Consider the following 19,772-nt stretch of genomic DNA (forward strand, 5'->3'; position numbering starts at 1 on the left):
CCGCCTTGTTCCAAACCGGGGCGGACCGGCTTTTGATGGACGGCGAACGGCCGCCCGCGTCATTCGCGCAGATTCTTGCGCGAAAGCTGGGTCGCCGCGTCGCGGCGGAATTCGAATTCTGCGAGGAAGATTGATCCGTTGCGGCGCGCCGCTTCGGTCCAGACCGAGAGCCGTTTGTCGCTCTTGAACAGCGCGTCACGCTCGATGCCGAGTCCGAAGGGCAAGCGAACGCTACCGATCTCCGACAGGCTGAACGAGCCAAGTTCCGGGCACCCGAAACCGAGGTCGGCAAGCCCGAACAGGGTATCGCCATCAGGCCCAAGTTCCGTCACGATCCATGTCGCCGCGCCGATAGGATTGAACAGCTTGATAACCGGGACCGGATCGGGCTCAGCGCGATCCTCGCGCAGCGCCTGAAAGCGGGCGAAGTGGTTGAAGCGCAGCGCAGTGCGCAGCTTGGGAGGGAGCATGATCATGCCGCGCTCCCCGTATCTTGCACCGCCTCGTGCCGCGCGAGCAGCCAATCGGCGGCCTTGCTCGCTTGGCTGGCCGCCCGGAAGATCGCGCGGTTGTCCTCGCTAAGCACCTCGAACCAAGCGCCGATATAGTCGGCATGCCGGACCGTGGGCACGATCCCGAGCGCGGCGCAAAGGAAGGCCGAGCCCATTTCGGCGACGAGTTCCTCGCGCGCATAGCCCGGCGAGCCGAACGGGTCGGAGAGGCACCGTGCGAGCCGCGAGCCGTGTCCCGTCGCGTGAGTTAGTTCGTGGAGCGCCGTGCGGTAATAGTTGATCGGCACATGGAACAGCGGCTGTGGCGGCACCTTCACGAAGTCGCCGGGCGGCGAATAGAACGCCTTGTCCCCGCCGATGCGGAAATCGATGCCCGAGGCGGCGATCAGCGCCTCACCGACCGGCACGATCTCGCGTTCGGGCAGCGGCGACGGCGCAGCGATGAGGCGATCGGGAAGGGCATCGCATTGGGCGACGTTGAACAGGGTGAAGCGCTTGAGGAAGGGCACGGCCTTCGCATCTCCGCCCGTCTCGAGCGCGCGCGCCTTCTCGGCCTCAGGCGTGAAGCGGTCGGCATAGACGACGCAGGTACCGCTCTCGCCCTTGCGGACGCAGCCGCCCGCTTCGCGGGCCTGCCGGAAGGTCAGCCAGTCCTGCGAAGGATAGCCGCGCTCGATGACCGCACTCCACAGGATCAGGACATTGATCCCGGAATAGCGGCGCTGGCTCAGCGCGTTGCGCGGCAGGCCAACATGGGTTGCTCCGCTCAGGCCCCACGGCTGCACCCATGGCAAGCGGCCTTCGGCAAGCTGCGCGAGGATGCGGCCCGTCACCTCGTCGTAGAGGCTGGCCCGCGAAGCGCCCTCCTCGGAGCAAGGCCTGCGGCTGGAACGATGGCTTGAAGTCTGGCGCAAGGTGTCCTCCTGACGCCGCCCCAATGCCCATCGGCCTCCCCCGGAAAGCGGAGGGTGGGCGGCGACTGCGACCGCCGGCCGCGCCCAGGAAGGCGGCCCGCATCCGAAGGATCGAAACGTGAGTGAAGGAGCCGGCGAATAGCCGGCTTGCGGGACGCCGGGGCGCGGCCAGAAGGGAGCGCCGCGCACCCGCCGCGCGCCGGCGCCCGGCCCCAACAACGCCGCCGGCGGCGCAGCCGGCGGCGTCCGTCTGCCGGAGCCTTGGGCTCCGGCCAGCGCCATGGGATCGTGACCGCAGGCCGGAACGCGTGAGCGGTCCGGCGTAGCTTGGCGAGCATGCGAGCCTAGCGCAGTAGAGCCCGATCGCGCCAAGGGCGCGAGGCGCCGAGCCTCCGTCTAATCTTCAACAGCAGCGGATTCTCCGGCGGCCCTTATTGCAACCGTGACTGTCACCTCTATATCACCCGCAGTGGCGTGCTTTCCGACCAGCGCACCAAATCACCGACATGGAAATTGCTCCCGGGCACGCCGTGGAAGCGAAAAACTCGACTCCAGATTCGACCCAATACCGGCAAAAGCCGGGCACGCCCCGATTGATTTTTTGCGCGGGGCCGACGAGAATAAAGCATGAACTCCGCCGTCCCCGCCATCAGGCCTTCAACGGGCACGAACTGCACCGGAGCCGCCTGGCGTGCATGACGATCTGTCGCATCTGCCGGAAAAGCAGCGGAGCGAGCTCGACCGCGCCGTGCGTATCCTCATGGAGGAATTCGAGAAAGCGACCGTTCTTGGCAACCAGGGTTGGAAGCGCGGCGGCAAGATCTACAAGATCATCCTGTTCGGCTCCTATGCACGGCATGACTGGGTCGACGACCCCAAGAGCGGCTACCAGTCGGATTTCGACCTGCTGGTCGTGGTAAGCCACGAGAAGCTGACCGACATCGCCGAGTACTGGTACGTCGCCGAGGACCGCATCCTCAGAGACGAGACCATCGACCGCCAGGTCAATATCATCGTCCACGACCTCGACGAAGTGAACAAGGCTCTCAAGCGCGGCGAATACTTCTGGGCCGACATCGTCCGCGATGGGATCGTACTGTACGAGTTGCCGAACCATCCATTGGTGACGCCCGTCCCCTTGTCCAAATATGACGCGGTGCAGATGGCCGAGCGGTATTTCGAAAAGTATCAGGCCTCATCAGCGGACTGGCTCGAATGGTCCCTTGATGCAATCAGAAAGGGCGAGGTCAGCACGTGGCCGAACAAGGCCGCCTTCAGCCTTCATCAAGCGACAGAAACGATCTATGCCTGCTACCTACTCACAACGACGTTCTATTTTCCGAAGTCTCACAACCTAAAATTTTTAAGATCACTTTCCGAGGGGAAGGATCATCAACTAGCAGAGGCTTGGCCTCAAGGGTCGAAGATCGACCGACGCAGATTTGAATCGCTTAAGAGAGCGTATGTTGAGGCTAGGTACTCACCTAACTACAAGATCAGCATCGAGGATCTGGACGCACTTTTCGCGTCCGTGAAGCGGCTCAGCGACATCGTCGCCGAGCTTTGCCGGAAAAGGATCAAGGAGCTTTCGCGCGCTTAGCGCGACCGATTTGTTGACATTAAAGACTGTCCGGACTTGGGCCTGAGATGACGGTAAGCCGCCCTTCGCTCATCTGGATGAACAATTGGCGGCTGCTCTTCAATTCCCGTAATAGGGTTCGCATGCGACGCCGTCGTTATCGCCATCCATTTCCGGCCTGTAACCCGGCTCGTTCGCATAGATTGGAGCGGTTCCAGCTGACCTTGCCGCATTACAGCCGGGCCAATAATCGCCCGATTGAGGCGATCGCGCACGTACAATACCAGCTGTAACCGCAATCCCTCGCAGCCGGGCTGGTCCATCGTTTTTCAAAGCTATCCAAGCACCGCCAATAACCGCGCCCGCGAACACCCCGACTAAGACAGTTTTACCCACTCCCCACTCGCGTTCCGCAGGCGTGTAGCGGTATTTTGTCGGAGATGTGGCGTAATCAAGGGGCTCCGTATCCAAGTTAGATTTCGGCCGGTGCGCACGCTGTTGATTGCCACCGAGAAGTGACCCGGGAGAGGGCGTAATTTCCACTGAGATTTGACCCATGTTCTGATCGTTCCCCTGGCTGGCAGTCGGGGGGATCATGGAGTGATCGACATGGCGTTATTGAGTGTGATCCGCCGCTGGCATTTCCGTGAAGGGATGCCGATCCGGGAGATAGAGCGGCGCACGGGATTGTCGCGCAACACGATCCGCAAGTACCTGCGGGCCGGCACTGTGGAGCCGCAGTTCAAGGTCCCGGAACGGCCGAGCAAGCTGGACCCGTTTGCCGAGAAGCTGTCAGGATGGCTGCGGATCGAGGCCGGCCGGTCACGCAAGCAGCGGCGCACGGTCAAGCAGATGCACGCCGATCTGGTAACGCTCGGCTATGACGGTTCCTACAACCGCGTCGCTGCCTTCGCCCGGGAGTGGAAGGTCGACCGTCAGCGCGATGCCCAGACCAGTGGCCGGGGCACTTTCGTGCCGCTCGTGTTCATGCCGGGAGAGGCCTTCCAGTTCGACTGGAGCGAGGACTGGGCGATCATCGCCGGAGAGCGGACCAAGCTGCAAGTCGCGCACAGCAAGCTGTCGCACAGCCGGGCCTTCATCGTCAGAGCCTACCTGCTCCAGACCCACGAGATGCTGTTCGACGCCCTGACCCAGGCGTTCCGGGTTCTGGGCGGTGTGCCTCGGCGCGGGATCTTCGACAATATGAAGACCGCGGTCGATCGGATCGGCGCGGGCAAGGTGCGCCAGGTCAATGCCCGATTCTCGGCGATGGCCAGCCATTATCTGTTCGAGCCAGAGTTCTGTAACCCCGCCGCCGGATGGGAGAAGGGGCAGGTCGAGAAGAACGTTCAGGATGCCCGGCGCAGGCTTTGGCAGCCGCTGCCGTGCTTCCCTGATCTGGTGGCCCTCAACGCCTGGCTCGAGCAGCGCTGTATCGAGCAGTGGGCTCAGATCCAGCATGGGGCCATGCCCGGCACGATCGCCGATACCTGGGCCGACGAGGTGGCCAGCCTGATGCCGCTGGGCCGGATCTTCGACGGCTTCGTCGAGCATGCCAAGCGGGTCTCGCCGACCTGCCTCGTGCACTTCGAGCGCAATCGGTACAGCGTACCGGCCTCCTTCGCCAACCGCCCGGTCAGCCTGCGCGTCTACCCGGACCGGATCGTCGTGGCGGCCGAGGGGCGGATCCTGTGTGAACATGAGCGGATCATCGAGAGGTCCCATCACCTGCCGGGACGTACGGTCTACGACTGGCGGCACTATCTGGCGGTGATCCAGCGCAAGCCAGGAGCCCTGCGCAATGGCGCCCCGTTCCTGGAGATGCCCGATGCCTTCCGGCAGTTGCAGAGCCATCTGCTCAAGCGGCGCGGTGGTGACCGGGAGATGGTCGAGATCCTCGCCCTTGTCCTCCAGCATGACGAACAAGCCGTCCTCTGCGCGGTTGAGCTCGCGCTCGAAGCCGGCGTGCCGACCAAGACCCATATCCTCAATATCCTGCACCGGTTGACCGACGGCAAGGCAGGCACACCACCGAAGATCGACGCCCCGCAGGCGCTGACCCTGCGGCGTGAGCCCAAGGCCAACGTCGAGCGCTACGATGCGCTGCGCAGCAGGGAGGCTGTCCGTGCGTCATGATCCCGCCAGCGCCGCCGTCGTGGTCATGCTGCGCGGCCTCAAGATGTACGGCATGGCACAGGCCGTGACCGACCTGATCGAACAGGGCGCACCGGCCTTCGATGGCGCCGTGCCGATCCTGTCCCAGTTGCTCAAGGCCGAGGTCGCCGAGCGCGAGGTGCGTTCGATCACTTACCAGACCAAGGCGGCTCGCTTCCCAGCCTACAAGGACCTTACCGGCTTCGACTTTGCCTCCAGCGAGGTCAACGAGGCGATGGTCCGCCAGCTCCACCGCGGCGACTTCATCGACGGGGCCAACAACGTGGTGCTGATCGGCGGGCCCGGCACGGGCAAGACCCACATCGCCACGGCCCTCGGCATTCAGGCCGTCGAGCATCATCGCAAGAAGGTGCGCTTCTTCGCCACAGTAGATCTGGTCAATGCGCTCGAGCAGGAGAAGGTTCTGAACCGGGCCGGGCAGCTAGCCGACCGTCTGCTCCGCCTCGACCTCGTGATCCTCGACGAGCTGGGCTACCTGCCGTTCAGCCCATCAGGCGGTGCCCTGCTGTTCCACCTGCTCAGCAAGCTCTACGAGCGCACCAGCGTCATCATCACCACCAACCTGAGCTTCTCCGAGTGGGCTGGCGTGTTCGGCGATGCCAAGATGACCACTGCGCTGCTCGACCGCCTTACCCACCACTGCCACATCCTGGAGACCGGAAACGACAGCTTCCGCTTCAGGGCCAGCAGTGCCGCTGCACCCAAAACACGAAAGGCAAAATCACCCGCTTGACCCCACCCCCGCACCGGGGGACACATATCCACCCGGGTCAATTCTCGATGGAAATCCCGGGTCACTTCTCAGTGGCAATCAACAGCCCGGATGCAGAGACGCGAACAACCTGCTTGTAGAATAACACCTGTTAGCCTATGCATTAATGCAATTGCAGCGTTGCATAAGCAATTCGGGCGATTCGCTCGCCAGAAACGGGACATTCGAGGAAGGCTCGGGGCCCGCTGCAAAGGGAAATGGGCCGCGACGCCCACGGGAGGGGAGCAAGAATTATGTCGACAAAGATCCTACACGCCCTGTTTGCGACGACCGCGATGACGGTCGCTGCGCCGACGCTCGCGGCCGCACAGGATACTTCAGCCAGCGGCGGCGCCACCGACAGTGGAGAGATCATCGTCACCGCGCGGCGTGAGACGGAAAGCCTTCAGGACGTTCCAGTTAGTGTCCAGGTGGTGACCGGCGATGCTCTTCAGAAGCAGGCAATCACCTCGGTCGAGGAAGTGTCGAAGCTCGCGCCCGGCCTCACGCTGGTCAACGCCGGATCCAATACCTCGGTGACCCTGCGCGGCGTCACCTGGCAGCCGGGTTCCGGTACCCCGGCAACGCCGATCTATTTCAACGAAGTTCCATTCGACCCCGCCCAGACCATCGTGTCGCTCTACGATGTCGGTCAGATCGAAGTGCTTCGGGGTCCCCAGGGCACGACGCGCGGCGCACCATCGATTTCCGGCGCTGTGACGATTTCCACCCGCAAGCCCGACCTCGAACAGTTCGGCGGCTACGTCCAGGGCCAATACGGCACGGCCGATCACTGGGATGTGCAGGGCGCGGTCAACGTGCCCATAATCAAGGATATGCTGGCAATCCGGCTGGCTGGAAACGTCGAGGATAGCGACGGAACGCGTATCTACAGCGTCAACAGCAAGATTCAGCCCAAGTACCGCGATCGCAGTTATCGAGCCACGGTCCTATTCAAACCAACGGAAACCCTGTCGCTCGAGGCGATGTACCAGCGGCGAAGGACGCTAAAGCAGTATTATACTCAGGTCGCGGGGACCGGCAGCCCGGGCCTCGCGGCATTGGGCATTCCGGCCAATTTCAACGGCCCCGCGCTCACCACTGCGGATCGCGCGTCGGTCTCGGACCAGCCCGGCTATGACGATCAGCATATCGATTTGCTCACCGTCAATGCCAGCTGGGAAGTGTTCGGCCATACGCTCAGCTACAACTACGGCCGGCAGTTCAACCGCAGCCCCGCCGTGCTCAATACGAACGATCCGCTGAACATTCTTCCCGGGTTCGAGCCATTCACCTCGCCGAGCAATATCGGTCTGCCCAAGTTCACGACCCATGAAATCCGCCTTTCCTCGCTGCCCGACGAGAACCGCCCGTTCGAATACGATATCGGCTGGTTCTCCAAGCATTCGGGCGGCGCCGGGATCAACTTCTTCGCTCCGGTCTATCTGCCTGGCGCATTCGGCGCGCCGTTCCAGAGCCGTCCGGGACAGGTAACGACACCCAATTCGCGCTACGTCCTCAACAGTTCGACCAACATCAAGATCGGTCAGGTCTTCGATTCCTTCTATGGTAACGTTCGGGCCCACCTTGGCGAACACACCGAACTGACCGCCGGCCTGGCGATAGTGCGCGATCGTGTCCCCGTGCGCCTCGACATCACGACGACGGCGGCTCAGGTTGCATTCGCGCGTTTCCTTCCGGCGGCAGCAGGCGGTTGCCCTTCTCCGTTGCTGCCCAACAGTCCGGTCTACGGAGCTGCCTATTGCGAAGTAACGCAGCCGGCGAGCGTGTTCCCGTCCGAAATCCACAACGACAAGTACACCGACGCGCTCTACAATTTCTCGCTGTCGCACAAGTTCTCCGACTCCATACTGGTCTATGCGACGACCGGCAGTTCCTTCCGCACAGGCCTGCCGGCAATCAACAACACCGGTCTGCCGGCCAATCTGCTGGTGCCCAAGCCCGAAACGGCCAAGTCCTACGAGCTCGGGGTGAAAACCACCTTCGGACGGGGGCTGCGGATCAATGCTGCGGTGTTCCAGCTCGACTATAAGAACCAGCTGACAACCTTCGAAGGCGTGAGCTATTTCAACGCGGTGACGTCGCGCGTCGCCCAGACCAGCCTCGCCTTCTACCGAAACATCGATGCCCGCGTTCGCGGCTTCGAGCTGGAAGTGGCCGCCAAACCGATCGAGAACCTCTCGCTCAGCGCCAATGTCAGTTATTCGCAGATCAAGTCAAAGGGCGGCCTGGTCCCCTGCAACGATCCCACGAAGCCGATCACCGCGGCCAACCCGATCAACTTCTGCGCATCGCCGAAGGGTCAGGTGCTCAATACGCAAGCGCCGTTCCAGGCAACCGTCAACGGCGGCTATGAGATTCCGTTCACGGACACTTTCGGCGGCTATGTCCGGTTTAACGTGAACTATCAGGGCAAGAATCCCAATTTCGGGAACTTCCGCAAGACCGATGGCACGTTCACCAAGACTGACGCCTATGCGGTCGTCGATCTTTTTGCTGGCATCACCGGAAACGAGGGTGCCTGGGATCTCGGCTTCTACGCCAAGAACGTGTTCGACAAGCAGGTTGAGCTCGCCCGGGTGCTGACGACAAACTCCATCTATCCGCTTTTCGCCGCTCCCGCCGGCTACGACGTGGTACGCTCGTCGCGCCCGAGAGAGATCGGCGTCACGCTGCGCTACGCGTTCGGTTCGCGCTGAGGACTAGGCCCGAGGCGCGGGCAGGCCGCTGGCAGAAATCCTCCCTCTGTCAGCGGCCAATCCGCGCAATTGGAACCGGGTCCCTATCGGACCGATCGAAATGTCGTTGGAAGCTCAAGGACCGGGAAACCGTCGATGCGCCGCCTAATCAAACGCGTGATGTGGACGATGCTGGGGCTAGCCGGCCTTGGGATCGCCTGGGCGGCGGTCACCATCGGTCCCATGACCTATGCGGCGTTCGTCGGCTTCAAGAACTACGAAACGGCTGCGCCGAAATTGCCAGATAGTCTGGGCGCCAAAGCGATCCTGATTTTCTCGAAGACCAACGGCTTTCGCGATGATGACCAGATCAATGCCGCCAATGCGGCGCTTGTCGCGATCGCCCGGCGCCAAGGCTGGTCATCCTATACCACCGAGAACGCCGCGGTGTTCAATCCAGCGCAACTTGCTCGCTTCCAGGCCGTCGTATGGAACAGCGTCAGCGGCGATGTCCTGACAAACGAGCAGCGTAGCGCCTTCAAATCCTGGCTCGAGCATGGCGGCGGTTTCGTCGGCCTTCACGGCGCCGGCGGCGATCCCAGCTACGCTTGGAAATGGTATGTCGATGACCTGATTGGCGCGCAATTCATCGGCCACACGCTTAGCCCGCATATCCAGCAGGCCAGGCTGGTAGTCGAGGACCAGCGGCATCCCGCGACGAGAGGACTAGATCCCGTCTGGACCCGCTCGGACGAATGGTACTCGTTCAGCGCCAGTCCCCGCAGCAAGGGCTATCACATCCTCGTGACCATCGATGAGGCGAGCTACAAGCCAGTCGAGGGCCTCCTGCCGTTCCTTAAGCCCAAGGATATCAGTATGGGCAAGGACCATCCGCTGGTCTGGTGGCACTGCATCGGGCGCGGCCGGGCGCTCTACTCGGCGCTGGGCCATACGGCATTGTCCTACTCTGAACCGAAGCACCGACAGCTGATAGAAGGCGCGATTTCCTGGGCCGCCGGTTTCGAGGGCATCGGTTGCAAGGCGCCGATCGAACAAGCGCGGGAGGCAGGCCAATGACCGCCGGCGCTGGCAAGATCCTGGGCGTTGCCGGCTATGTCCTCCTGGCATTCCTTGCCGCCGCGGCGCTCGGCGTTCTCGTCGCGGCGATACCAATCCTGGGGGAACTGGGCCCGGTTCTGATGAGCTATGCCGGGCCCTGGATCACTCTCGTCTCATTGATTGGGGCAGCCATGATTTTCCGCCGCTGGCGCGCAAAAGGTCAGCCCTTCCTGCTGGCGATGACGATCCTCGCCGCATTCGCCGGGGTGGCGACCGCTTTTGCCCAGGCGCGGCAGATCGCTGTCGCGCGGAAGAACGGCGCAAAGATCGACCTGGTCCAAGCGCTGCTCGCGCACTCGCAAACCGATACGACGCTCGTTCCGCTGACCGCTATTTATGCGCGCCATAATGGCGAGCCCCTGCCCCTCGACATCTACCGTCCGGAGGCGGCGGCGGCCGGCGCCGATGCGCCGGTCTTGGTCTACATTCACGGCGGCGGTTGGAACGCGCAGACACTGAAGCAGCGGCAAGCGGACTACCGCTGGTTCGCCGAGCGCGGCTACCTTGTGATTTCGCTCGAATATACCTTGGCCTCGGAAAAGCGGCATACTTGGGATGTCGTTCAGCCGCAGCTCGGGTGTGCTCTGGCCTGGGTCGGGGCCAATGCCGGAAGATATGGCGGCGATGCATCCCGCCTCGCCCTTTGGGGAGAGTCTGCCGGCGGGAACCTCGTGCTCAATCTTTCCTACATGGCCAACCAGGGCAGCCTGAAGCTCTCCTGCCCCGGCGAAGTGCCTAAGGTCGACGCAACCATTGCGCTCTATCCCGTCGTCGATCCAGCGCGGATGTTCCGAAATCCGGATGTCCTGATCGGCGGGTTCGGCCGATTGATGACAGTGAACTACACGGGCGGCTCCCCCGATCAATTCCCCGATCGCTATGCCGTGATTGCATCATCGATGCACATCAGCGCCGCGGCGCCGCCGACGCTTTTGATCGTGCCCGAGGCCGACCATCTCGTCGTTCCCGCAGCTGCCGCTGAATTCGCAGGGCGAGCGCGTGCAGCCGGCATCGATATGCAAATGATCCGCATGCCTTATGCCGAGCAAGCTTTCGACCTCAGGAGCGGCAGCATCGGCAACCAGATGGTCCGCGAGGTGATGCTGCGGTTTCTGAATCAAAAGGGCTTGCGGGCCGACAACCGCGCGATCGTGCAGAACCAATGACGGGGATGGGAATGCTTCCTAAGAATTCGAAACGGGCCGCCGCCATCGCTGCAATAGCGGCATTTCTCGTCGAGCCCAACGCTATGCCAGCCTGGGCCCAGACCGCCCCCCCGACTGTCGTGCTTACCGTCCAGGCCGACAAGCCCGGTGCGGTGATCAACCGGGACATTTTCGGTCAGTTCGCCGAGCATCTGGGTCAAGGAATTTACGGCGGCGTCTGGGTCGGCAAGAATTCGAAGATCCCCAACGTCCGCGGCATCCGCAGCGATGTCACCGCCGCATTGCGCGCGCTCAAGGTCCCCGTCGTCCGCTGGCCCGGCGGCTGCTTTGCCGACGAATATCATTGGCGGAGCGGCGTCGGTCCCGCGAACAAGCGCGCGACGACGGTAAATACCAATTGGGCGAACTCCATCGAGCCCAATACTTTCGGCACCGACGAGTTCATGGATTTTGCCGGCCAGATCGGTGCGGAAGCCTATATTTCGGTCAACGTCGGATCTGGCACCGTCGAGGAAGCCGCCGACTGGCTAGAGTACATGACCGCTGATGCGCCGGCGACCGGCGCCAAGGAGCGTGCCGCCAACGGTCACAAAGCGCCATACAGGGTAAAGTACCTTGGGCTCGGCAATGAGAGCTGGGGCTGCGGCGGTCCCTTCACGGCCGACGAATACGTCACGCGGATGAAACCGTTCGCCCATTTCGTCCATAACCAGAATCCCGAGCAGGCGCCCCCGAAGATAGACTTTGCCGCGATCGCCAAGGACCTGATGTCCGGCAAGCCGATGGACTCTTTGCCGCGCAATCCCAAAGGGATGATGCGCGTTGCCGTCGGGCCGAACAGTCTTGATGCCTCTTATACCGACGCCGTCATGAAAGCCTGGAAGGAGCGCTCACCGATCTATTGGGATATCGAAGGTCTGTCCTTTCATCATTACACTTACGGGACATCGCCGTTCAACGAACTCGCCACCGGCTTCGGCGAGCAACAGTATGCGACCGTGCTCAAACAGACGCTGGGCATGGAAGACCTGATCGCCAAACATTCGGCGATCATGGACAAGTACGACCCTCGCAAATCGGTGGCGCTCGTGATCGACGAATGGGGACTTTGGCTCAAACCGATGGACGGCACCGAGCCGCTACACCTGCGGCAGCAGACTTCGTTGCGCGACGGGATCGCGGCAGCCTTGAACATCAATATTTTTGCCCGTCATGCCGACCGGGTGCGCATGACGAACATCGCGCAGATGGTGAACGTCCTGCAGGCCATGATCATGACCGAGGGCGACAAGATGGTTCTGACGCCGACCTATCAGGTCTACAGGATGTACGTGCCGTTCCAGGACGCACAGTTTCTGCCGATCTCGCTGGGCGCCGGCGAATACAGGTTCGGCGCCATCAGCCTGCCGAGCATCGATGCGATAGCCGCGCGCGGCAGAGACGGCAAGGTCTGGCTCGCTCTGACAAACCTCGATCCGAACAAGGCTGCGGACGTCACGGCCAACGCGCCCGGCGTCTCGGCCAGGGCAGCCATCGGCGAGGTGCTCACGGCTGACGCGGTCGATACAGTCAACACCTTCGGCGCGCCCAATGCTGTCAGCCCGAGGCCATTCAACGCCAGCGCGAGTGGCGGAGCGCTGGTGCTCCATCTGCCGCCCCATTCCCTCACCGTTGTACATCTCGAGCCTTGATGAGGCTGCGCGCGATGGAGGAAGTAATTCGATGACTTCAAGAGAGCCTGGCAGCCTGAAGGCCGAGAATGCCCATATGGAATTGGCAGACGACGCAGGGCCGGACTTCGGGGCAACTCGGCGCTCCTTCCTGCGCAACGCCCTGCTCGCGATCGGTGTGTCCGGCGCCGCATTCCCCGCCTGGGACTGCCTGCTTGCCGCCGCCGCGAGCGGAACTCCGTTTATAGGCGCGGCGCGATTTCAGGTGTTGGATGCCGTCGCGGAAACGATCATGCCTCGAACCGACACGCCTGGCGCCCGGGATGCGCTCGTCCCTGCGCGTTTCGACGGTCTGATGAAGACCTGGGCTTCGGCGGAAACCCATGCGGATTTTGCCCGGGTCCTTGACGAAATCGACCTCGCGGCGCGCATGCGTGATCCCAGAGGAATTGTCGGGCTGTCCGCCCCGCAGCAGCTCGAGGTCGTCGCAGCATACGACCAAGCGAAACTGAAGGACCGCGCTTACCTCAAGTTCAAGGGCGTGATCCTTGCTCTCTATTACTTGTCGGAACCCGGCGCGACACAGGAGCTGCGCTATGAGCATGTACCCGGCGTCTGGGAGCCCTCGATACCGGTGACGCCGGATACGCGCGCCTACGCCGTCGATATCAGCATTTGAAGGACGTCTGTGATGTTTGATGCAATTGTCGTCGGGTCAGGCATCAGTGGCGGCTGGGTCGCCAAGGAGCTCACCGAGAAAGGCCTGAAAGTGCTGCTGCTCGAGCGCGGCCCCAACATCGAGCATATCACCGACTACAAGGACGGTCTCATGCCGTGGGAGCAGGAGAACGAAGGCCGCGTTGCCGAGGACGAAGCCGCGCGCGACTATGCCATCCAGAGCACGGTCTATCCGTTCAGCAGCGCCAACAAGACCTTCTGGGTCAACGACCGCGAGCATCCCTATTCTACGCCAGACGGCAAGCCATTCACCTGGATCAGGGGCTTCCATCTGGGCGGCCGCTCTTTGATGTGGGGACGCATGTCGCTGCGGCTCAGCGACCTCGATTTTGGCGCGAACAAGAAGGACGGCCACGGGTCTGATTGGCCGATCCGCTATGCCGATCTCAAGCCTTGGTACGACCATGTCGAGGCCTTCGCCGGCGTTTCGGGATCGACCGAAGGATTGGCGCAGCTTCCCGATGGCGACTTCCTGAAGCCCATGGCGCTCAACGACGTCGAAGCGGACTTCAAGAAGAAGATCGAGGCCCGATTCCCAGGGCGCACGGTAATCCCGCCGCGCGTCGCGAACCTTTCGGAGGTCCGAGAGCAGCACACCGATCTGGGCAGGAGCCCCTGCCAGTACCGATCGCAGTGCCACAACGGCTGCAGCTACGGCGCCTATTTCTCCAGCCTGAGCGCGACGCTTCCCGCAGCGCAGAAAACGGGTAATTTGACTGTTGTCACGGACGCCATCGTCGACAGCGTCATCCACGACGCCAAGACCAACCGCGTGACCGGCGTGCGCGTGCTGGACGCCAAGACCAAGCAGGGCCGAACCTACAATGCCAAAATGGTCTTCCTCAACGCCTCGACCATTCCGACTGCGCAAATCCTGCTCGGTTCCAAGAGCGCCGCTTTCCCAAATGGCCTCGCCAACAGCTCGGACATGGTCGGACGCAACCTGATGGACCACCTGGGCGGAGCTTTTGCCATGGGTGTCTATCCGGGCTTCGAAGACCGCTATTATCGGGGCCGCCGGCCGCAGGCCAACGTCATCCCGAGATTTCGCAATGTCGACACGCAGGAAGAATACCTGCGCGGGTTCGGCATGGTCGCCATGGCCTTCCGGTCAAACTGGAAGCTCGCTTCGATGGCACCGATTGGCGTCGGTGCCGCAGCCAAGGAACGGATGCGCAAACCCGGCCCGTGGATGCTGTTCGCTGGCGGCGGTGCGGAAATGCTGCCCAATCGCGACAACCGCGTGACCTTGCATCCCACCCGCAAGGACCAATGGGGCATGGCCATTCCGCACATCGAATGCACGCCCGGTGACAACGACCGCAAGCTGGTTGCTGCGGCGCAGGCCGATGCCGAGGCTATGCTCTCCGCAGCCGGCGTCCACATAATCGCGAAGGGCCAGGGGCCGAGCACACCCGGCGTGACGATTCATGAGATGGGCACGGCCCATATGGGAACCGATCCAAGAACATCGGTCCTCAACAAGTTCAATCAGGCGCACGATGTGCCGAATCTGTTCATCACCGACGGCGCCGCGATGGCTTCGAGCGCGACCCAGAACCCGTCGCTGACCTACATGGCGCTATCGGCAAGGGCCGCGCACCACGCGGTGGAATTCCTCAAGAACGGTGCGATCTAGCCGGGTTGGTCAGCGTTGCTCGATCTCTTCCGCGGACAGCGGTATCCAGGCGACGAGCAGCGCGGCCACGATCACCATCGGCGCGACGATCGCTAGGTAGCCAGAATAGGTTTGGCTCGCATCGAATAGAGCTCCTGCGACGACCGGACCGATGCTCGCGCAGACGGAAATGATCGCCATGAAGGTCGCATAGATCGCGCCGAATACTTCCTGCCCGAAACGCCGCGCCGCGATGTAGGTGACGATGTCCAACTCCGCGCCGGAAGCGAAGCCCAGGAACGTGACCGCACCAATTGCCGCGGGCAACGATCCGGGAAAGGCGAGCAGCAGACCCACTGCGCCCAGCGGCAGGAGAAAAGCGATAACGCCGACGAGACGCGTGGGCAGGCGATCGAGAAGAAAACCGGTTGTGAGCCGGCCCATGACAGAAAACACGCCGATCAGACCGGCGACACCTGCTGCCGCTCTCAGATCCATGCCGGACACCTTCAACACCGGTACGAAGTGGACAGACAGGCCATAGTAGGCTGCAGAAAAGAGACCAGCGGCCGAAACGAGGCCGATGAAGCTGCGGCTCCGCAGGGCGTGACTGATCGACTGTCCCGCTGCACCTCTGCCTCGATCGTCGACGACGACCGGCGGGCCATGAAGAAAGAGAAAAGCCAGAGGCAGGGCCACAACAACGTATAGCGTAGCCATCAACGGGAAAGCCGCGCGCCAACCGAATGCATCGATGCAAAAGGCTGCGAGCAGTGGCCAAATAAAGCTGCCGAACCCGAGGCCCGCCAAGGTCACTGCAATGGCGAGACCCCGCGATCTCTTGAAGCGGGCAACGATCGCCTTGACCCAGACGATCTGGGAAATCCCCCCCTGAAAAAGGGCAAGCAAAAGGCATATCCCATACCATTGCCACAATTTGCCGGTGACGAGACCGAACAGCGATATGGTCAGCGCAAACGGAACGATGGCGAACAGCGCAACTTTGCGTGGGCCAACTCGGTCGATCAGCGAACCGACCGCTGGGCCGATAAATAGCCCGGAGACCATCATCAGCATGAAAGCGGACGAATACTGTGCCCGGCTCCACCCGAACTCGCTGGTCACGCTTTCCATGTACACGCCGCCAACGAAGGCGAACATGGCGCTGCCGGAAACGCCCAAAGTACAGGCCAGCGCCAGCGGCCACATCGAGGCCCACTCCTGTCGAGCGGTCAAGGGTGTCATCGGGCGGCTCCTTTGCTGTGGGACGCCGGCTTTCACGGCAGCGCCGGAACATTCATTTCGGTCTGGCGCGGCGGTGCGATCACGTCGCTGACGGGAAAAGAGAATCGACCGCATCGAAGACGAACTCCTTCACGGCCTGGGCGGAATTGCCCGCACGATCGGGCGCGAGGTGCGCCAACGCAATTCGGCCATGCGCGAGTGAGATCAGCAGCAATGTCGTCGACACCGTGTCAGCGAGAGGCAGGCGCCCGCCTTCGCTCGCGAATGCCTCGATCAGATGCAGAACCGGGCGGTAAGCAGGACGCATGTGCCCCTGCATCTCGTACTGTTCCTCAGTATTGATCGGATGGAGAGCGAACAGGAGCTGGTACCGCGAAGGCCGGCCCATGGCATATTCCACAAAGGCTCCAAACTGATCCTTGAGCCGGCCGATCCTATCGGGGGCCAGTGACGAAGCGGCAGCCGCTTCCATCTCTTCACCCACCTGACGCCAGCATTCGCGCACGATCTCGGTCATCAAGGTACGCGCGTCGGCGAAATGCGGATAGACCGACGGCGCAGCCACGCCCGCCTCCCGCGCAACCAGGCGCAGTCCGAGTTGCGTTCCGGGCGCGGAGTCGAGAATACGCATCGCCGCCTGGACCAATTCCTCGCGAAGGCGGGATCCTTCGCCCCTCTGGTTCCGTTTTCGCCTGGGTTCCGGTTTGACCGCGCGCTCTTTCATCATGCCCACTTCCCGATCATTCCGGAACGCCATAGCCAATCTCGCGCGGCCGCGGCAGTCGGTGCGATCGCCCGCAGTTAATAGCGAACCGCCCTCCTCCAAGAGTCTCGCTCACTTATTCAGCCGCCTCTTGCCTTGCATCTTCGTCAACGTGCGTCCCGAGGCCGGAAAGTTCATATCCATCCGGATAGATCTGGCGAACCATCTTCTCGAACTTGTTTGGCGCACCGTCGGGAACCGGATCGCGTCTCCCGATGCGTTTCATGGCCTGATGCGCGATACGCCGGGTAAGCGATGAAGGAACCGGCACTTCGCAAGCCTCCGCAATCCGCCGATCGAGATGAGAAAGCAGGAATGGCGCTGTCAGCGGGCGCAAAGGAGCGGGAAGCAATTTGCGAAACCACAGCATGAACGCATCCGACATTCGCCGGTTCTGCGGCTCGAAGCCCAGCTCGGTGTCCAGATAATGATCAAAGAACTCGCGCATTTCCGCCACTGAGCCGGGCAACGGCCTAGGCGAACCGAACGCGAGAGCCTGGTAGTTATAAAATATGCGAACGGCCTCTCTTTCGATATCCGTCACCGCGCGCCAGCCGAACTTTTCGGCGAGGTCGAGCGAGCCAATTGCTTCCTCGATGCCGACTGCAACGAAGTCGTCTGCCTGGATGTCGTAGCGACTGTGCATGGAATTGACGCGCCGGGCCGCCTCGCGGCCGACGGGGGTGCCGAAGCCATGCTTCATTACGGCGCTGCCAAGCAAGGTCGTGTCGAGAATGCGCTTGGCGATGCGATTGTCGATTTCGCCAGTCGAGCCCAGGACACGCGAGATACGCGGCGCGGCAAATGTGAACATGAACCCGTTGAAGGACTTCAGCAGCATCACCGACTGGAAATCTGCGTAGAAGAGGTTGGTGATCTCGAGATAATCCTTGGCGGGATCGAGCTTCTCGATGTGCCTCAAGCGTGCGTACGGATCGGGTTGTCCTAACCAGAGCGGTTTCTGCTTCATTGCTGGCTATTTCTGCTCGAGCGAAGGCGACAGGCGCATATGGGTGCGCTTGAGCTGGCGGCTGGTGAACAGCCAGGTACCGTCCCGCTTCTCGTAGGTCTCGTGATAGAAGCCGAAGCCGTGGATCAGAAGCTCCTTGGTCTCGGCGTCGAAGATCATGTCCTCCATGCCCCAGATGCCCTTGGCCTGGGTCGGAGTTTCGAACGTGATCTCGGGGGTGTGCGAGTGATGCACGGTGATGCGGTGATCGCCCATGAGCTTGCTGACGTTGTCGATCATTTCCTGCGCGCTGCCCCAGCGCGGCAATCCCTCGTTATGCGAAACGTGGTCGGGCGCATGCAGCGAGAGATAGAGTTCCCAATCCTTGGTGTCCGCGGCACGGTCGCGGCGCGCCTTGAGAAGCTTTATGTCCTCGAGCGCGAGCAGCCGCTCCAGTTCGGTCATGCCTTCCATGTCGTCATCCTCGTCTTGGGTTAGCTGGCAGCGTCGTCGATCGGGGGCGGGAAAATCGCGTCCGGCGATTTCCAAGTGTGGTAATATTTGAGGCGACGGCTAGTGAAGAGCCAGCGCCCGCTCCGCTTCTCATAGGTTTCGTGATAGTGGCCGAAGGCCTGAAACCAGTGCTCCTCGCCATGCTGCTGCCAAAGCGACAGGCCTTCCATCGCCCAGATGCCGCTCGCTCGCTCCGGCGACTGGAATGTGATCTCGGGTGTGTGCGAGTGGTGGAGCGTTGTGAGGTTCTCCATCGACTTGCGCACTACGACCATCATCTCGGCCGCGGTCGCCGTGCCGCCATAGTCATCATTGTACGAACGGTGATCGGGAGCGTGCAAGGCCTCGTAGAGCGCCCAGTCCTTGGTGTCGGCCGCGCGGTCGCGGCGTGACTTCAGCAGACCGATTTCCTCCAAGGCGGCAAGCCGTTCAAGACCGGAAATCTGATCATCCATAGCGCCCTCACAACCCGACTCCACAACCGCCTTGACCCATTACCTTACGTGCGTTAGCTGACAAGCAAATAATGCATATCACCTGATGCATTTCGAGCGAGGAGACGGGCTTTGACCGGCAGACTGCAATGCAAGGTCGCCATCATCACGGGCGCCAGCACCGGCTGTGGCCCGGTCATGGCCAAGCTCTTCGTCGAACACGGCGCGAAGGTCCTGCTTTCGGCCCGCCGCGAAGAACTGGTCCTGGAAGCGGCGAAAGAAGCGGGCGCCGGCGCAATCGGCATGCGGTGCGATGTAACCAATGAGGCCGATGTCCATGCCATGGTCGACCGGGCCATGCAGGAGTTCGGGCAGGTCGACATCTTGCTCAACAATGCTGCGGCGCCGGGCCAGGACAAATGGGTGTGGGAACAAACCGTCGAGAATTTCGACGCGACGCTGGCCATAGACCTGACCGCCGCGATGATCTGTGCGCGCGAAGTGCTCAACCGCTCGATGCTCGAGCGGAAGACCGGGTCGATCATAAACTTCTCGTCTACCGCAGGCTGGACCGGGATGGTTCGCAAGACCCACTATACAGCAGCCAAGGCTGCGCTTCGCGCGATGACCAAGACGATTGCGCTGGAGGTCGGCAAGTATGGCATCCGCTGCAATTGCCTGGTGCCAGGCAGCATCGAGACCGACCTCTGGGTGAACTGGGGCAAACGGATGGCGGCCGAGCAAGGCAAGACCTACGAGGAATGGAAGGCAAAGACGCTCGAGGGCGTGCCGCTGCGCACAATCTCGCAGCCGATCGACGTCGCCAATCTGGCGCTGTTCCTCGCCAGCGAAGAGAGCCGCACGATCACCGGACAGTCGATTAATTGCGACGCCGGCGGCTACATGGTCGGTTGAAGGAGACAGGAC

18 protein-coding genes are annotated in these 19,772 nt (G+C 62.1%); 10 read left to right on the forward strand and 8 right to left on the reverse strand.

The window, feature by feature from the left end; all coding sequences use genetic code 11:
• Nucleotides 1-59: 59 nt before the first annotated feature.
• Together KRR38_RS15260 and KRR38_RS15265 are read right to left on the reverse strand one after the other, a co-directional pair.
• Entirely contained in the window at nt 60-476 is a 417-nt protein-coding gene (locus KRR38_RS15260; RefSeq protein WP_217402942.1) for a DUF2958 domain-containing protein, read from the reverse strand.
• Nucleotides 473-1,426, reverse strand: coding sequence for an ArdC family protein (locus KRR38_RS15265; protein ID WP_254514822.1), 954 nt, complete (start codon nt 1,424-1,426; stop codon nt 473-475). The genes KRR38_RS15260 and KRR38_RS15265 overlap by 4 nt, the downstream gene beginning before the upstream one ends.
• A gap of 691 nt (nt 1,427-2,117) precedes the next feature.
• On the opposite strand from KRR38_RS15265, the gene KRR38_RS15270 reads away from it, so the two are divergent.
• On the forward strand, nt 2,118-3,026 hold the full coding sequence (locus KRR38_RS15270) for a HEPN domain-containing protein (RefSeq protein ID WP_217402946.1): 909 nt from the start codon (nt 2,118-2,120) through the stop codon (nt 3,024-3,026).
• Between the two features lie 99 nt (nt 3,027-3,125).
• On the opposite strand, the gene KRR38_RS15275 is transcribed toward KRR38_RS15270, so the two are convergent.
• Nucleotides 3,126-3,602, reverse strand: a complete 477-nt coding sequence (locus KRR38_RS15275) for an excalibur calcium-binding domain-containing protein (RefSeq protein WP_217402948.1) — start codon at nt 3,600-3,602, stop codon at nt 3,126-3,128.
• Nucleotides 3,603-3,614: 12 nt separating this feature from the next.
• On the opposite strand from KRR38_RS15275, the gene istA reads away from it, so the two are divergent.
• The 8 genes from istA to KRR38_RS15315 all read left to right on the forward strand — a co-directional run bounded on the left by istA (nt 3,615) and on the right by KRR38_RS15315 (nt 14,962).
• Complete coding sequence (gene istA / locus KRR38_RS15280) at nt 3,615-5,141, forward strand: IS21 family transposase (RefSeq protein ID WP_217402949.1); 1,527 nt, start codon at nt 3,615-3,617, stop codon at nt 5,139-5,141.
• On the forward strand, nt 5,131-5,913 hold the full coding sequence (gene istB, locus KRR38_RS15285) for an IS21-like element helper ATPase IstB (RefSeq protein ID WP_217402951.1): 783 nt from the start codon (nt 5,131-5,133) through the stop codon (nt 5,911-5,913). The genes istA and istB overlap by 11 nt, the downstream gene beginning before the upstream one ends.
• 272 nt (nt 5,914-6,185) lie before the next feature.
• Complete coding sequence (locus tag KRR38_RS15290; protein WP_217402954.1) at nt 6,186-8,651, forward strand: TonB-dependent receptor; 2,466 nt, start codon at nt 6,186-6,188, stop codon at nt 8,649-8,651.
• Between the two features lie 135 nt (nt 8,652-8,786).
• The gene (locus KRR38_RS15295) at nt 8,787-9,707 is read left to right on the forward strand and encodes a ThuA domain-containing protein (RefSeq protein ID WP_217402956.1); all 921 of its coding nucleotides are present in this window, start codon (nt 8,787-8,789) and stop codon (nt 9,705-9,707) included.
• On the forward strand, nt 9,704-10,915 hold the full coding sequence (locus tag KRR38_RS15300) for an alpha/beta hydrolase (protein ID WP_217402957.1): 1,212 nt from the start codon (nt 9,704-9,706) through the stop codon (nt 10,913-10,915). Before KRR38_RS15295 ends, KRR38_RS15300 begins: the two co-directional genes overlap by 4 nt.
• A gap of 5 nt (nt 10,916-10,920) precedes the next feature.
• Nucleotides 10,921-12,606, forward strand: coding sequence for an alpha-N-arabinofuranosidase (locus tag KRR38_RS15305; protein ID WP_375293463.1), 1,686 nt, complete (start codon nt 10,921-10,923; stop codon nt 12,604-12,606).
• Between the two features lie 31 nt (nt 12,607-12,637).
• The gene (locus KRR38_RS15310; RefSeq protein WP_217402960.1) at nt 12,638-13,264 is read left to right on the forward strand and encodes a gluconate 2-dehydrogenase subunit 3 family protein; all 627 of its coding nucleotides are present in this window, start codon (nt 12,638-12,640) and stop codon (nt 13,262-13,264) included.
• A gap of 12 nt (nt 13,265-13,276) precedes the next feature.
• On the forward strand, nt 13,277-14,962 hold the full coding sequence (locus tag KRR38_RS15315) for a GMC oxidoreductase (RefSeq protein WP_217402962.1): 1,686 nt from the start codon (nt 13,277-13,279) through the stop codon (nt 14,960-14,962).
• A 9-nt stretch (nt 14,963-14,971) separates the two neighbouring features.
• Here KRR38_RS15315 and KRR38_RS15320 read toward each other — a convergent pair whose 3' ends face one another.
• From KRR38_RS15320 to KRR38_RS15340, 5 genes are all read right to left on the reverse strand, one after another.
• Nucleotides 14,972-16,186 (reverse strand): MFS transporter, encoded by a 1,215-nt coding sequence (locus KRR38_RS15320; protein WP_217402963.1) that lies wholly within the window; start codon nt 16,184-16,186, stop codon nt 14,972-14,974.
• Nucleotides 16,187-16,265: 79 nt separating this feature from the next.
• A complete protein-coding gene (locus tag KRR38_RS15325; protein WP_217402965.1) occupies nt 16,266-17,012 on the reverse strand; it encodes a TetR/AcrR family transcriptional regulator in 747 nt (248 codons plus the stop codon).
• A 13-nt stretch (nt 17,013-17,025) separates the two neighbouring features.
• Entirely contained in the window at nt 17,026-17,919 is an 894-nt protein-coding gene (locus tag KRR38_RS15330) for an oxygenase MpaB family protein (protein ID WP_217402973.1), read from the reverse strand.
• A 6-nt stretch (nt 17,920-17,925) separates the two neighbouring features.
• Complete coding sequence (locus KRR38_RS15335) at nt 17,926-18,372, reverse strand: nuclear transport factor 2 family protein (protein WP_217402975.1); 447 nt, start codon at nt 18,370-18,372, stop codon at nt 17,926-17,928.
• A gap of 20 nt (nt 18,373-18,392) precedes the next feature.
• Nucleotides 18,393-18,866, reverse strand: a complete 474-nt coding sequence (locus KRR38_RS15340; RefSeq protein WP_217402977.1) for a nuclear transport factor 2 family protein — start codon at nt 18,864-18,866, stop codon at nt 18,393-18,395.
• A gap of 111 nt (nt 18,867-18,977) precedes the next feature.
• Here KRR38_RS15340 and KRR38_RS15345 point away from each other — a divergent pair, with 111 nt between their 5' ends.
• The gene (locus tag KRR38_RS15345; RefSeq protein ID WP_254514824.1) at nt 18,978-19,760 is read left to right on the forward strand and encodes an SDR family NAD(P)-dependent oxidoreductase; all 783 of its coding nucleotides are present in this window, start codon (nt 18,978-18,980) and stop codon (nt 19,758-19,760) included.
• Nucleotides 19,761-19,772 lie beyond the last annotated feature (12 nt).

The organism is Novosphingobium sp. G106 (assembly GCF_019075875.1).
GTDB lineage: Bacteria > Pseudomonadota > Alphaproteobacteria > Sphingomonadales > Sphingomonadaceae > Novosphingobium.